The organism is Pseudomonas sp. BJa3, from assembly GCF_026343815.1.
Classification (GTDB): domain Bacteria; phylum Pseudomonadota; class Gammaproteobacteria; order Pseudomonadales; family Pseudomonadaceae; genus Aquipseudomonas; species Aquipseudomonas soli.
This window is the reverse complement of record NZ_JAOXMC010000015.1, coordinates 35,274-50,373: the sequence shown is the minus strand read 5'-3', so window position 1 is coordinate 50,373 and position 15,100 is coordinate 35,274. Positions and strand designations below refer to the sequence as shown.

9 protein-coding genes are annotated in these 15,100 nt (G+C 68.0%); 5 read left to right on the top strand and 4 right to left on the bottom strand.

The genetic code is table 11. The features are described 5' to 3' along the window. A complete protein-coding gene (locus tag OH705_RS19085; protein ID WP_267302757.1) occupies positions 1 to 1,788 on the bottom strand; it encodes an ABC transporter ATP-binding protein in 1,788 nt (595 codons plus the stop codon). Positions 1,789 to 1,908: 120 nt separating this feature from the next. After that, on the bottom strand, positions 1,909 to 2,427 hold the full coding sequence (locus OH705_RS19080) for a sigma-70 family RNA polymerase sigma factor (RefSeq protein ID WP_267302756.1): 519 nt from the start codon (positions 2,425 to 2,427) through the stop codon (positions 1,909 to 1,911). Between the two features lie 218 nt (positions 2,428 to 2,645). On the opposite strand from OH705_RS19080, the gene OH705_RS19075 reads away from it, so the two are divergent. Continuing rightward, positions 2,646 to 4,754 (top strand): condensation domain-containing protein, encoded by a 2,109-nt coding sequence (locus OH705_RS19075; protein WP_267302755.1) that lies wholly within the window; start codon positions 2,646 to 2,648, stop codon positions 4,752 to 4,754. A 70-nt stretch (positions 4,755 to 4,824) separates the two neighbouring features. Here the strand turns inward: OH705_RS19075 and basC are convergent, their stop codons facing one another. Together basC and OH705_RS19065 are read right to left on the bottom strand one after the other, a co-directional pair. After that, entirely contained in the window at positions 4,825 to 6,144 is a 1,320-nt protein-coding gene (gene basC, locus OH705_RS19070) for a putative histamine N-monooxygenase (protein ID WP_160290665.1), read from the bottom strand. A gap of 75 nt (positions 6,145 to 6,219) precedes the next feature. Further along, a complete protein-coding gene (locus tag OH705_RS19065) occupies positions 6,220 to 10,512 on the bottom strand; it encodes an amino acid adenylation domain-containing protein (protein ID WP_267302754.1) in 4,293 nt (1,430 codons plus the stop codon). 128 nt (positions 10,513 to 10,640) lie between these two features. Here OH705_RS19065 and OH705_RS19060 point away from each other — a divergent pair, with 128 nt between their 5' ends. The 4 genes from OH705_RS19060 to dhbA are packed head-to-tail and all read left to right on the top strand — an operon-like array spanning position 10,641 to position 15,074. Then, complete coding sequence (locus OH705_RS19060; RefSeq protein ID WP_267302753.1) at positions 10,641 to 11,813, top strand: isochorismate synthase; 1,173 nt, start codon at positions 10,641 to 10,643, stop codon at positions 11,811 to 11,813. A gap of 26 nt (positions 11,814 to 11,839) precedes the next feature. Next, positions 11,840 to 13,441 (top strand): (2,3-dihydroxybenzoyl)adenylate synthase, encoded by a 1,602-nt coding sequence (locus tag OH705_RS19055; RefSeq protein ID WP_267302752.1) that lies wholly within the window; start codon positions 11,840 to 11,842, stop codon positions 13,439 to 13,441. Between the two features lie 17 nt (positions 13,442 to 13,458). Continuing rightward, positions 13,459 to 14,325, top strand: a complete 867-nt coding sequence (locus OH705_RS19050; RefSeq protein WP_267302751.1) for an isochorismatase family protein — start codon at positions 13,459 to 13,461, stop codon at positions 14,323 to 14,325. Next, entirely contained in the window at positions 14,292 to 15,074 is a 783-nt protein-coding gene (gene dhbA / locus OH705_RS19045) for a 2,3-dihydro-2,3-dihydroxybenzoate dehydrogenase (RefSeq protein WP_353511530.1), read from the top strand. The genes OH705_RS19050 and dhbA overlap by 34 nt, the downstream gene beginning before the upstream one ends. Positions 15,075 to 15,100: the final 26 nt, after the last annotated feature.

Here is a 15,100-nt window from a genome sequence, read left to right as displayed (position 1 = left end):
TCAGTGCTCCTCCACCTGCGCGGTCGCCCGCGTCTTCGCATAGCCGCCGGCGGCCCACAAGCGGGCATACAGCCCGCGACGGGCCAGCAGTTCGTCGTGATTGCCGCGCTCGGCGACGGTGCCCTGGTCCAGCACCAGGATCTGGTCGGCGTGCATCACCGTGTCCAGGCGATGGGCGATCACCAGCAGCGTGCGCCCCCGGGCGAAGCGCGACAGCGCCTGTTGCAGCTTGACTTCGTTCTCGGCGTCGGCCGCCGCGGTGGCCTCGTCGAGCACCAGCACCGGCGGGTCGAGCAGCACCGCGCGGGCAATGCTCAGCCGTTGCAGCTCGCCGCCGGAGAACTGCACGTCCTCGCCGATCACCGCGTCGTAGCCACGCGGCTGGGCGAGGATGCGCTCGTGGATATTGGCAATCCGCGCCGCCGCCTCGATCTGCTCCTGGCTCGCCGAAGGCCGGCCCAGGGCAATGTTCTCGCGCACACTGGCATGGATCAGGCGCACGTCCTGCAGGACAAAGCCGATGCGCCGGTACAGTTGCGCGCTGTCGATCTGTCGCAGGTCGACGCCGCCCAGGGTGATACGCCCGGCACTGGGGTCGAAGAAGCGCAGCAGCAGGCGCGCCAGGGTCGACTTGCCGGCGCCCGAGGCACCGACCACCGCCGTGACCGTGCCCGGTTCCAGGGTAAACGACACCTCGCTCAGCACCGGATTGCGCGGGTCGTAGTGATAGCCCAGGCCCTGCACCTCGATGCGCGCATCGGTCGGCAGCTTGCCGACGCCCTGGGCGTCGGTCTCCAGCACCGCCGTGTTCAGCAGCGCCTGCACGCGCTGAGCGGCACCGGTAGCGTTGTTCAGGTCGTGGGTGATATAGGCCAGCAACAGCAGCGGCGCACAGATGCCCGGCGCCACCAGGGCGAACGGCAGCACCTGCACCGGGGTGATCCAGCCCAGGCCGACGAACAGCGTGCCGAACGCCAGCACCACGCCCAGTACCGATACCGGCGCGATCATCGCATTGGCGTTGGCCATGGCGCTGACCAGCGGCCGGGTGAAGTCGGTGAAGGCCGCGGCGAAGGCGTCCACCGCCTCGCGGTAGCTGCCATGCGCCTTGCGCTGGCCACCGAAGGCCTTGACCACCGGGATGCCGTTGACGAATTCGACCACCGCCTGGTTGATCCGCCCCATGCCGGCGCCGAAGGCCTGCATGTTGCGGGCGCTGGCCTGGTGGGCACGGGCGAAGAACAGGAAGAACAGCGGGAACGGCAGCATCGATACCAGCGCCATGCGCCAGTCCATGGCGAACAGGTAGACGATCGATGCCAGCACTGCCCCGGCGCTGCGTCCGAGGGTGGTGTAGAAGTGCGCGGTGAGGCTGTGCAGGATGCCGATATCGTCCTGCATGGCCTGCTTCACCTCGCCGGAGGCGCGGCTGGTGAACCAGCCCAGCGGTACCCGTGCCAGGCGGCGGATGATTGCCAGGCGCAGGGTGCCGGTGATTTGGTTGTCGGCCAGGTGGGCCACCAGGTCGCCCAGCGAAATCAAAGCCATGCCGACGAACAGGCAGCCCAGCCCCAGCACGATCACCGGCCAGGCCTGCGCGACGCCCTGCCCTTCGGCGAACGCCAGCCGGGCGACCTCGGCGATCGCGGCCAGGGGCGCCAGGCTGAGCATGGCGCCCAGCGCGGCGAGCAACCCGGCGACGATCAAGCGCCCGCGAATCGGCGCCAGCACTGCGGCGACCGGCCCCTTGGCGGGCTTCTGCACCGCCACCCCTTGTTCAACACTCATGAATGCTCCTTTTCAGCACGAAGAGCAGACCGGGCAGCCACTTGGGCGCCCGACCAGCCAGTCCTTCTCAACCTGTATTCCGCTCGAGGCGGGCAAACCCGCAAAAAACAATGCTCACCCTCAGGCGCCACTGCCGGTGCGGTAGCGCCTGCAGGTGCGCACGCCGGCGGCGATGTACTTCTCGACCGAGGACACCGATACCCGCAACTCGGCGGCGATGGCGCGATGGGCCATGCCGTCGAGCCGGCACAACAGCAGGGCCTGGCGGGCCTTGGGCGAATGCCGCTGCAGGGCGCTGTCGATCGCGCCCAGGGCCTCGACCACCAGCGCCCGCGCCTCTTCCGACGGCACCCGCGGCTCGGGCTGCAGGCCATGGTCCTCGAGGTAGCGGGTTTCACGTTGGCGGCGGCGGTACAGGTCGATGACCTTGCCGTTGGCGATCTGCGTCAGGTGGCAGCGCGATTGCTCCGCCGTCGGCACCTGGCCCTTGTTCATCAGGTGCAGGTAGATATCGTGGGCCAGGTCCGCCGCGTCCACCGCGTTGCCCAGCTTGCGGCGCAGCAGCTCGCACAACCAGCCGTGATGATCCTGATACAGCTTTTGCAGCTGTTGACGAAGCGCGAACGTTCCGTTGTCCACGGTACCTCTCCCTGAGCGTGGTGCATTCCAGACGGCTTCCTTTGACGTGCGCCAATCTAGATGATAATTATTTGCATCTTTCTCACCATAACGAATCCTCGGGATTCACGCAATGCACCCCGATGGTGCGAACCCTCTGCGCGGCCACTCACCGCGATCCACGGATGGCAGTGAAGGCCGACGCGGGCCTTGATCGATCGAACAGCAGGAAGCTAACCATGTTGGAACGCAACACCACCCTACCCTCGCCCCAGGCCCTGGATGAACACGAAGAACTCGCCTGGTTCGCCCAGCAACAGCAACCCGAGCAGCTGCACCGGCAACTGGGCGCCTGGCGCCTTGGGCCCACGGCCGACCTGTCGCTGCTGGCCCTGGCCGTGCAGGCGGTGGTCGAAGCCACGCCGGGCCTGAACAGCCGCTACCACTTCAGCGATGACGGCGACCTGTACAAGACCCAGGAACCCGGCTGGTACCCGTGCCTGCGTATCGAGCGGAGCACGGCCGAGGGCATGGACGCCTTGCTGCGGGCGCGTCAGGTGGCGCCCTGGGATTCCACCACGCAGCCGCCGTTCGAGGCCCTGCTGCTGGCCGGCGATCACCAGGCTGCGCTCGGTCTGCTCTGCCATGCGGTGTTGCGTCAGTCGCCGCAAGCCCTGCTCGAACGCATCTGCGCCGCCTATGACGCCCAGGCCGGCGACCAGCCACTGGTGCTCGAACCATTGTCGCAGGCGCCCTCGACGGACATCGCGCAACGCATCCTCGACGCATTCCGCCACGCATTGGCGGAGCCTGGCATGACCCTGGACGATGACTTTTTCGACATGGGCGGCCACTCGCTGCTGGCCACCCGGATCATCGGGCGCTTGCAGGGCGAGCATGGCATCGAACTGCGCTTCAGCGACTTCTTCGCCTCGCCCAGCGCGTCGGCGCTGGCCAGCCGCGCCAAGCTGAGCCAAGGGCAAGCCAGCCAGGCCAGCGATCAGGCCAGGGATATCCAGCAGGCGCCGATGGCCTTGGCCCAGGCGTCGTTGTGGCGCGCCTGCGCGGCCTTCGACTACGGCACCCTCTTCAACCTGCCGTTTGCCCTGGACTTCCACGACCCGGTGGACGAGGCGCTGCTGCAACAGGCCTTCACCGACCTGCTGGAGCGCCATGCCAGCCTGCGTACCACCTACCATGGCGAGGGCGACGACGCCTGCCAGCGCATCGTGCCGCTGGCCGAGCTGGGCCGTTTCAAGTGGTTCTGGAACAGCGCCGAAAGCGCCGGCACGAGCCTGGCCGGCGAGGCGAAGCACCGCTTCGACCTGGCCCGCGAACTGCCACTCAGGCTGCGCATGCTGCGTGACCCGCACAGTGGCCACCAGGTGCTGTCGTTCCTGGTCCACCACATGGCCATCGACGAATGGTCTCTGAACGTGCTCATGGCCGAACTGGCCGAGGCCTACCTGGCCCGCGCCCAGGACCGGGCGCCGCAATGGCCCGCGGCGGCGCGCACCTTCCACGAATTCGCCCTGGCCCAGAGTGCCCAGGGCCCGAACCCGCGCCACCTGGCGTACTGGACCGAGCTGCTGCGCGACGCCACCCGCGGCCTCGCCCTGCCCGCCTGTGATGACGCCACGCTGCTGCCCGCCGGCCAGGCGACCACGCGTGCGCGCTGGCTGGAACTGCGCCCCGAACCCGGCATGCTGGAACAACTGGGCGCCAGTGCCCGGCTGCATCAGTCATCGCTGTTCAGCGTGATCTACACCGCCATCGCCCTGTCGCTGCACAAGCTCGGCAACCTCCCGGACCTGGTGATCGGCACCTCGGCGTCCGGGCGCACCGACCCTGCGTATTTCGACACCGTCGGCTACTTCACCACCATGGTCGCCCACCGCGTGCAGTTCGCCCCCGAACAGTCGCTGGCCGGGTTGCTGGGCGAGGTGACGCGGATGATCAACGACTCGATGGCCTATGCCGACGTACCCATGGAGACCATCCAGCAGGCGCTGGGCATGACCCCCGCCGAGGGCCTGATGTTCGATGTGTATGTGCAGATCCACGCCAACAACGCCCTTAATGGCGCGCTGCAGGCACCCGATGGCCGGGCTATCCGCTACAAGCAGATCGACCCGGACAAGAGCGAGTCGATGTTCGGCCTGCAGTTCGAGATCATGGAAGATGTGTTCGATGGCCAGCGCTCGCTGCGCCTGGTGATCACCTACCGCAGCGATCGCTACAGCGGTGCTCAGGTCGAGCGCCTGTGCGCGATGATTTCGGCGGCGTTCGGTGTGTTGGCCGAGGTGGATGGCGGCCGGCGGGCTTTGGCTTCGATCAGCTTGGCCTGACGCGCCCATCGCGGGCTTGACCCGCTCCCACTCAAGCATGGGAGCCGATCAAGCCCGTGGTTGCGCCCTCTCAGGTCTCCGGCAACCCGTAGCGCTGGAACGACGAGCGCTGCGGCACCCGGTACTGCGCCCGGCCCAGCAACTGGTTGACGATCACCGCATTGCGCACCGGCCCCAGCCCCAGGTCCGGCGAGCCGACGCCATGCTGGAAGATCTCGGCGTTCTGCACGAACACCCGGCCACTGCCGCCATCGCAACGCTGCGCGGTGAAGTCCTCGCCGACGATGCAGTCGCCGTGCGCGTCGGTGGCCAGCACCGAACCCTTGAGCTGCTCGAACCACCGCGGCCAGGCATGGGCATAGCCAGTCGCCGCGACGATCGCGTCGGCTTCCAGCGTTGCCCGTTGCTCCAACTGGCTATGCCGGAAGGTCATGCGCAGCCCCGCCGAGCCCAGGTCCTCGACCGTCTCCACGTCACAGCTGGACAGCAGCGTCAGCCCAGGCTCGCGCCCGCCGATGGAGCGTTCGTAGATCAGGTCGTAGATTGCGCCGATGGTCGAGAAGCTGATGCCTTTGTACAACAGGCCCTGCTGGGCGACGATCTCCCGGCGTTTGTCCCGCGCCAGGGTGTGGAAGTAGTTCATGTACGCCGGAGTGAAACACTCCTGGCCGAGCTTGGAGTACTCCATGGGGTGGAAGCCTCCCGAGCGGGTGATCCAGTGGATCGACGCCCCCGCCTCCACCTGCTCCGGGGTCAGCGCGTTGAACAGCGCCAGCACGCACTCCGCGGCGCTCTGTCCGGAGCCGACCACCACCACGCGCCGGCACTGCTCCAGCTCGCCCTGACGCTTGCCGAACTCCGCCGAGTGCAGTAACGGCGCCTGGGTGCGGGTTTGCGCCCAGGCCGGCAACCACGGCCGGGTGCCGAGGCCGATGGCCAGGTCGCGGCTGCTGTAGCGCCGCTCCAGGCCCGACACCGACACGCTGTCGATGACAAAGCGTTCGCTGGCGTTGTCGTAGCGCACGCCCGTGACCTCCTCGCCGAAATGGCAGCCCGGCAGTTGGCCCGCCGCCCAGCGGCAATAGTGGTCGTACTCGCGCCGGGGCACCTGGAAGTGGTCGTAGTAGTAGAACTGGAACAGGCGGTCGTGCTGGTGCAGGTAGTTGAGGTAGCTAAGCGGGTGACACGGGTCGGCCAGGGTCACCAGGTCGGCCAGGAACGGCACCTGCAAGGTGGTGCCGGGCAGCAGCAGGCCCTCGTGCCAGCGGAACTGCGCCTTGCGCTCGAGGAACGCGCAGCTCAGGTGCGGGTGGCGTGACAGCAGCGCGGCCAGGCCCAGGTTGAACGGTCCGATGCCGATGCCGGCGATATCCAGGTGTGCGATGTCCATATGCTCGATGATTTCCCAAGAACGATGATTGGCGCCCCAGGCCAGGCCCAGGACGATTGATTCAGGCCGGTGGTTTCACACGGGGGCGTTGACGAGCAGGCGCTCGACCTCTTCCACCGTGCGACATGGCAGCAACTGCGCGGGCGAAAGGCGCACCGCGAAGGCTTCGCCCAGGCGCGCCGCCAGCGGTTTGAGGTGCTGCGGCCGCAGGCCCATGGCCAGGAAATCCCTGGCCGGCTGGGTGGCGCCGAGCACCTGCTGGTAGATCGCCAGCACCTGGGCATGACGCTGCGGATCGCTGGGCAAAGCCGCCGCTATCGGCGCCTGCCCGGTGTCACCTTCAAGCAAGGCGCGGGCGAGCCTGCGGTCCGGCTTGCCGTTGGCGGTCAACGGCAAGGCGTCGACCTCGACGAACCGCGTGGGTACATGGGACTGCGGCAGCAGGGCCCGGGCATGCTCGCGCAACGCCACGGTGCCGGGCGGCGCACCATGGCGCCTTACATACAGCGCGCCGATGCAGGCCTCGCCCTGCTGCGTGTCGCCATAGTCCACCACCAGCACCTGCTGCACCGCCGGATGGCGGATCAGCTCGATCTCGATGTCCGGCAGCGACACCCGCACGCCGCGCACCTTCACATAGCCATTGACCCGGCTGTCGAACAGCAGCACGCCGTCCTCGCGGTAGCGGCCACGGTCACCGGTACGGAAGGCACGCACTGGCGCGCCGTGCTCGTCGAGCACATCGACGAAGTCGTTCTGCACCAGTTCGCCATCCTCCAGGTAACCCAAGGCCAAGCCCACCCCACTGGTGTGGATACGCCCGGCGACGCCCTGCGGGCAATGCGCGCCGTGCTCATCCAGCAGCCAGTAGCGGTTGCCCGGCAGTGGCCGGCCATAGGGCACCCTGGCGCGGTCCTGTGCACCGATTTCGTGCCAGATGCTCCAGATGGTGGTCTCGGTCGGGCCACCCAGGGACACCAGCCGCGCCTCGGGCAGTTGCTCGCGTAGTTCGGCGATCACCGCCGGCTTGATGTAGTCGCCGCCCTGGGCCAGCAGGCGCAGGCTGCGCAGACCATCACCCTGACGGCAGGCCAGGAGCATTTCGAGGATGGCCGGGACCGAGCACCAGAGGCTCACGCCGTGCTGCCTGACCAACTGGTTCCAGCGCAGCGCATCCTTTTCCTCGCCGGGCTCGGGCAGCACCAGCGCCGCCCCGGCGCACAGGCTGCCGAACACGTCGAACAGCGACATGTCGTGGTGCAGCGGGGTCACCGAGATGAACACATCGTCGCGGCTGACCTGCCACTGCGCCAAGGTGCTGCCGATGACATTGGCGGTGGCGCGGTTGTTCAGCACCACGCACTTGGGCTTGCCGGTGGTGCCGGAGGTGTACAGGTAGTAGGCCGGCGCGGTGCTCGCCGACAAGGCCGCCAGAGCCGTCAGGTCCAGGGCTGCCGGAGGGCTGGCCAGCAGTGGCGCGACGGCGTCGACCACCAGCGCCGGCTGACAGTTGTCCAGCAGATAGCGCAGGCGCTCCTCGGGCGCGGCCGCGTCGATCGGTACCCAGACCAGCCCGCTCAGGGCGCAGGCCAGGGTCGTCATGGTGTGCTCAGGACCGCGTGGCAGGCAGATGGCGACCACCTGACCGGGGCGCAGCCCGCGGGCCTGGAATGCCCCGGCAATGCGCTTCACACCCTCCCCCAGTTCGGCATAGCTGATGCGCCGCTCGCCATGCAGCAAGGCGATGCGTCCATTGTCCGGGCCGAACAGGTTGTGGGCGATGCGCCCAAGGAAATCGACTGGTTCGGCCTGCGCCTCGCTGCTGTTCAGGCGGTAGTGGCCAAGGTCGATGAACTGCCGTGCGTGGACTTCGAATGCAACCTGCCCGGCCAATTGCGCCACCGCCTGGTTCAAGACCACGAGCAGCTGTCCGACCCAGCGGCCATCGATTGCTTCGCGGGCATAGTCGATCTCGAACGCCAACCCGCCCTCGGCGGTGTTGCAGAAACGGATGTCCATGGCCACCTGCGGCGTCTGGGTCAGGCCCGCGCTCAGGTACATCGGGCCATCGACCGCGCCCACCGGCCAGGACAGGCCGTTGGTCAGCACCACCGGTAGCGCCGGGCCCGGGCCGTTGCTGTCGTACAGCAGGCGGGCCAGGTCCACGCCGGAGAACACCAGATGCTGCAAGCCTTCCAGCACATCGGCCTGCAGTCGCTTGGCGCGCTCGGCCAGGCTGGGCAGGCCGCGCTGCCAATCGACGGCGATGAAGCTGGAGCGGTTGGCAAATGCGCCGTCCTGGGGCGGCGCCACCGGCACCGCCACGCACAGGCTGCCTTCGTCGAGCCAGTGGCCGAGCACTTCCAGCACCACGGCCATGATCGTCGAGTTCTTGAACAGCCCCTCACGCGCACCTGCGCGGCTCAATGCCTTGAACGCCTGGGCGGAGATTACCTGGCGCTGGCGGGCGTACCGGGCCACGCCGACCTTGTCCAAGGCTTGGCGCCACGGCAGCCTTGGCGCGCCGTCGACCTCAGCCAGCTTTGCCTTCCAATACTCGGCATCGGCCTTGCGCACCTCGCTCTGGTCGATGCCAGCCGCCGTGGGCTCGCTGGCCGTCAGCGGCTGGCAGTGGCCGTCGAACAGCTCGACCATCAAGGTCGCGATGGAGCGTCCATCAAGAATCAACGCATCGAAGCGCACGAACACCACCAACTCGCCTTGTGGCAACTGGAAGGCGGTGACATTCCAGGGCGGCCCGGCCAGATCGAACAGCGCATGGGCATAGTCCTCGCGACGGACCTCGAGCTGCGCCTGAACCTGCTCGGCCGTCAACCCGTGCAGGTCGATCACCTCCAGGTTGACCTGCACCTGGTCGCTTATCGACTGGGTCAATGCCTGGGCATCGATGCGGGTGCGCAGGCTGTCGTGGCGGCGCACCATGTCCGTGAGGCGGCGGCGCAACAGCGCCAGGTCCATGCGCCCGCGATACTCGCGGAATTCCTGCATGGCCACGCCGCCCAGCGGCAGATGCTCGCCACGCCCCAGCAGGTAGGCCTGTTGCAGAGTGTTCAGTGGTCGATCCCGGCTCGCCGCAATCGCCAATGGCTGGTGCAGCGCGCCCGTGTCGGCAGCCACCGCCTCAGCCAGGGCGATGAAGCGCTCGAACAGTGCCTGGACCCAGTCAGCGGGCAATGCGTCCAGGCGCACGTCCCAATTGATCAGCAGGCCACCGTCGGCCCGCGCCACCTGTGCGTCCAGGGCCACCTGCGGGCCCTGGGAGATCACCCAGTCCATCGGCCCGAACACCCGGTTCACCCGCTCGGAGAACAGCTCGCCGCCAGGCAGGTCCAGCCCTGCGGTGAACACCACCGGTGCCAGTTGCGGCGTACCGTGATGGCGCGACAGGTCGCGCATCAGGTCCACGCCCGGATAGGCGCTGTGCGCCAGGCGCTCCACCAGCTGCCGATGCAGGTCCCGGCACAGCGCGGCAAGGCTGGCGATACCCGTGAAGTCGACGTCCACCAGCACCAGGTTGGCGAACTCGCCAACGATGCGCTGTACAGGTTCCAGCAGTGGTTCGCGCCAGAATACCGGGACGTTCAGGCGCAAGCGCCGATCGCCGGTGTGCTCACCCAAGGCGGTGGCGAACAGCCCGAGCATCAACGCCGACGAGGTGATCCGCTGTGCGCGCGCCGCGTGCTGCAAGGCACGATACTGCGCAGGTTCAAGGCGAGCGGCAAAGCGCTCGCTGCGTGCCGCCCCCGCAGGGAGCAAGGGCAGCGAGGGCGCTGGGGCGATCTGCGCCAGGCGTGCTCGCCACCATGCCCGGTCGCGGCTGCGGGCGGCACGCAGGTCGGCATCGGCACGCACCTGGTCCAGCCAGTCGAAGTAGTTCGGCGTGGTCGGCAGAACGCTTTCAGGCGAATCGTACAGGCGAGCCAGGTCTTCCATCAGCACCCGGAAGCTCGACGGGTCCACCGCGATCATGTCGGTGTCCACGTGCAACCGGCTGGCATTGCCCGGCAGCAGGCTCAGGCCGAAGCGCGCACCCTGGCCAGCACCCAGGTCCAGGCGCTGGTGGCTCCACTGGCGACGTTTCTCCAGCAGGCGCCGCTCCACGGCTGGACCATCCAGATCGCTGAAATCCTCCAGCTCCAGATGGGCGCGCTGTGCTTCGTCGATGGCCTGCAGCCCCTGCCCGTCGATGCGCAGGCTCAGCATCGGATGCGCCCGGTACAGCGCCTCAAGTGCGCCGGCAAGGCGCGCCACATCGATGGCCCGGCCATCGAACTCGGCGTACAGGTGCGCGCTGACGCCACCCAGTGCCGCATGTGCATCCCGCCCGATCCAACAGGCGGCCTGCATCGAAGTTAACTCTCTCATCGCTTACCCGCGTAGTTGACAAATCCATGTGTTTCGCGTCCTCATATTTACTAACGAGAATGATTATATTTCAAGGTTTTCTTTCTCACCCATCGCCAAGGAGGCAACTCATGAAGACAGGCACCCTGCGTTTGCAAGACAGGGACACCATGCCGCTCAACCAAGAGGATTCGAGCTTTTCATTCACATCCGGCGAGCGCGAGCTGAGCGTCAGCGGCCTGAGCGAACGCATCGACACCGCGGCCCACGGCAGCCACTTGGCCGGTGGCGCACTGCGGCGCAGCATCGACCAGGCCTTCGAACGCGCCCGCCAGGCCGGGCAGGAAAATCCCATCGTGGTCGGCGCTATCCCGTTCGACACCACCCAGGCTTCCAGCCTGTACATTCCCGAGGCCTATACCTGGCAGGCGCGCGCCGCGGCTCCTGTACAGCCCGGCTCGCTGCCTGCTCTGCTCAACCAGGCCAACATCCCCGACGAACACGGTTTCAAGCGCGCCGTGCGCCACGCCATCGTCAACTTCCAGCACAGCGATGTGCGCAAGGCCGTGCTCTCGGTGCAGCGCGAACTGCACTTTGCCGCGCCCGTGGACACGGCCCAGGTGCAGGCCAACCTCAAGGCACTGAACCGCGAGGGCTACCACTTCCGCGTGCCCCTGGCCGACGGTTCCACCCTGCTGGGGGTGAGCCCGGAACTGCTGGTGCACAAGCAAGGCAGCGCCTTCGTCAGCAATCCGCTGGCCGGCTCCGTGCGACGCATGCCCGACCCCGAGGCCGACCGCGCCAATGCGCAATGGCTGGCGGCGTCGGAGAAGGACCACTACGAGCACCGCCTGGTCACCGAGGACATCGCCCAGCGCGTCGGCGAGCTGTGCAGCCGCCTGCAGGTCCCCGAACGGCCCTCGCTGATCAGCACCGCCGCGTTGTGGCACCTGTCCACGCGCATCGAGGGCGAACTGGCCTCGGCCGATATCGACGCCCTGCAACTGGCCTGCCGCCTGCACCCGACCCCCGCCGTATGCGGTTACCCCACCGAGCGCGCCCGCCAGCTGATCCGCTTCGTCGAGCCCTTCGAGCGTGGCCTGTTCACCGGCATGGTCGGTTGGTGCGACGCCCAGGGCAACGGCGAGTGGGTGGTGACCATCCGCTGCGGCACCTTCAACGGCCAGCGCGTTCGCCTGTTCGCCGGCGCCGGCATCGTCGAGGCCTCCAGCCCCGACAGCGAATGGAACGAAGTACAGACCAAGCTCGGCACCATGCTGCGCGCCTGCGGCCTGGACCATTGACCTCAAACCCGCTTTCCGAGATGCCCATGACCATCGAATTCACCCCCTGGCCCGCGGACCGGGCGCAGCGCTATCGCGCCGCCGGCTACTGGAACGACCAGCCGCTCAGCCAGTTGCTGATCGCCCGCGCCGCCGTGCAGCCGCAAGCCCCGGCGATCCTCTGCGGCGAGCGCCGCATCAGCTACGGCGAACTGGAACGCCGTGCCTCCAACCTGGCATCGCGCCTGGCCGCCCACGGCCTGGGCCAGGGCGACACTGCGCTGGTGCAGCTGCCCAACGTCGCCGAGTTCTACATCGTGCTGTTCGCCCTGCTCAAGGCCGGCATCGCCCCGGTCAATGCGCTGTACAGCCACCGCCAGCACGAGCTGGGCGCCTTTGCCCGGCAGATCCAGCCGGCCCTGCTGATCGCTTCGGCGGAGCATGAGGTATTCCGCAATGACGCGTTCCTCGACGACCTGGCCAAGGAAGGCCTGCGCCCGAAGCTGACGCTGATGCTCGATGCCCTCGACGACTGGAGCGCCAGCGCCGATGTGCGCGGCACCCACTACGCGCCCAGCCCGTGCGGCGAGGTGGCGTTGTTCCAGCTGTCCGGCGGCAGCACCGGCACCCCCAAACTGATCCCGCGCACCCACAACGACTACGCCTACAGCGTGCGGGCCAGCGCGCAGATCTGCGCCCTCGACAGCGACACGCGCTTCCTCTGCGCGCTGCCGGCGGCGCACAACTACACCCTCAGTTCCCCCGGTGGCCTGGGCGTGCTGCACGCCGGCGGCTGCATCGTCATGGCGGCCAACCCGGAGCCGTTGCACTGCTTCGCCCTGATCGAACGCCACGCCGTGACCATGGCCGCCCTGGTGCCCAGCGCCGTGGCCCTGTGGCTGCAGGCCGCCCCCGGGCACGCCGCCAAGCTGCGCAGCCTGCGCCTGCTGCAGGTCGGTGGCGCCAGTTTCGCCGAGGCCTTGGCGCGCCAGGTTCCCGAGGTGCTGGGCTGCAAGCTGCAGCAGGTATTCGGCATGGCCGAGGGCCTGGTCAACTACACCCGTCTGGATGATAGCGACGAACAGGTATTCACCACCCAGGGCCGGCCGATCAGCGAACTGGACGAGGTGCGCATCCTCGACGAACAGGGCCAGCCGGTCGCCGACGGCGAGCCGGGCATGCTCGCCACCCGTGGCCCCTATACCTTCTGCGGCTACTACAAGAGCCCCGAGCACAACGCCCAGGTGTTCGACCAGGACGGTTTCTACCACTCCGGCGATATCGTCCAGCGCAGCGCCGACGGCAACCTGCGGGTCGTCGGGCGGGTCAAGGACCAGATCAACCGCGGCGGCGAGAAGGTCGCTTCGGAGGAGATCGAGAACCTGATCGTCATGCACCCCGACGTGACCCACGCCGCCCTGGTGGCGCTGCCCGATGAACTGCTCGGCGAGAAGAGCTGCGCCTTCATCGTCTCGCGCAACCCGCAACTCAAGCCGATCGCCTTGCGCCGCCACCTCATGGGCCTGGGCATCGCCGAATACAAGCTCCCGGACCGGATCCGGCTGATCGACGCCATGCCGCTGACCGCGGTGGGCAAGATCGACAAGAAGCAACTGCGCGCGCTGCTCGCCGTTGCCCCGACCACCTGACCGTCCAAGGACCCGACATGACCATTCCAACCATCCACGACTACCCCATGCCGCAACCGGCCAGCTACCCGGCCAACAAGACCACCTGGCAACCCGACCCGGCCCGCGCCGTGCTGCTGATCCACGACATGCAGCGCTATTTCCTGCGCTTCTACCAGCCTGACGGCGCCCTGCTCACCGCGCTGGTGGACAACCTGTCGCGGCTGATCCAGTGGGCTCGCGCGCAGGGCATCCCGGTGGTCTACACCGCCCAGCCCCATGAACAGCCGCCCGAGGATCGCGCCCTGCTCAACGCCATGTGGGGCCCGGGGCTGCCCGCGGCCAGCCCCGAACAGCAACCGATCATCGACGCGCTTTCGCCGCAGCCGGGCGATACCGTGCTGACCAAGTGGCGCTACAGCGCCTTCCAGCGCTCCGACCTGCTCGAACGCATGCGCGGCTGGCAGCGGGACCAACTGCTGATCGGCGGCGTGTACGCCCATATCGGCTGCATGATCACCGCCGCCGACGCCTTCATGAACGATATCCAGGCCTTCCTGGTGGGCGACGCGGTGGCCGATTTCTCCGAGGAGGAGCACCGCCTGGCCCTGAAGTACGTGGCCACCCGCTGCGGCCATGTCACCGACACCGCCACCCTGCTGACCCAGCCGGCGGGCGTGACTACCCGTGACTGGCTGCACGGCCGGGTGCGCCAGATGATCGAGGACGACAGCGAGCTCGACCCCCAGGAAAGCCTGATCTTCTACGGCCTCGACTCGCTGCAGGTGATGAAACTGGCCGCCGAGCTCAAGCAGCGCGGCATCGCCGTCAGCTTCGAGGAGCTGGCCAACACGCCGACGCTGGATGGCTGGTGGTCGCTGGTGCAAGCGCGGGGGGCCGCCTGATGGCCATGGCCCGCTTCACTGGCCGGCGCGTGCTGGTCACCGGTGCCGCCAGCGGCATCGGCCGCTGCGTGGCGCAGCGCTTTGTCGAGGAAGGCGCCGAGGTCATCGGCCTGGATTGCGAGGAGGCCGACGTGCCGTTCCCGCTGCTGCATGTCGACCTGACCGACCCGGCCGACGTGCAACGGGTCTGCGACCGGCTCAAGGAACAGGCGCAGTATCTCGATGTGCTGGTCAATGTGGCCGGCGTGCTGCGGCTCGGGCTCAGCGACGAGGTGTCCTGCGAAGACTGGCAGCGCTGCCTCGACGTCAATGCCAGCGCGCCGTTCTACCTGATGCGCCAGTGGACCCCGGTGTTCCGCCGCCAGCGCCGCGGCGCCATCGTCAACGTCGCTTCCAATGCAGCCCATGTGCCGCGGCTGAACATGGCCGCCTACTGCGCCTCCAAGGCCGCGCTGGTCAGCCTCAGCCACTGCGTGGGCCTCGAGCTTGCGCCCTATGGCGTGCGCTGCAACGTGGTCTCGCCGGGCTCGACGCGCACGCCGATGCTGGCCGGCATGCTGGGCGATCCGGCGGCAGAACGGCAGTTGATCGACGGCCTGCCACAGCAGTTCAAGCTCGGCGTGCCCCTGGGCAAGATCGCCACGCCCGACGATATCGCTCATGTGGTGCTGTTCCTCGCCTCCGAGCAGGCCGGCCACGTGACCCTGCAGGACATCGTGGTCGACGGCGGCGCCACCCTGGCCGCCTGAGCCCGACACGGCCACCGACAAGGACT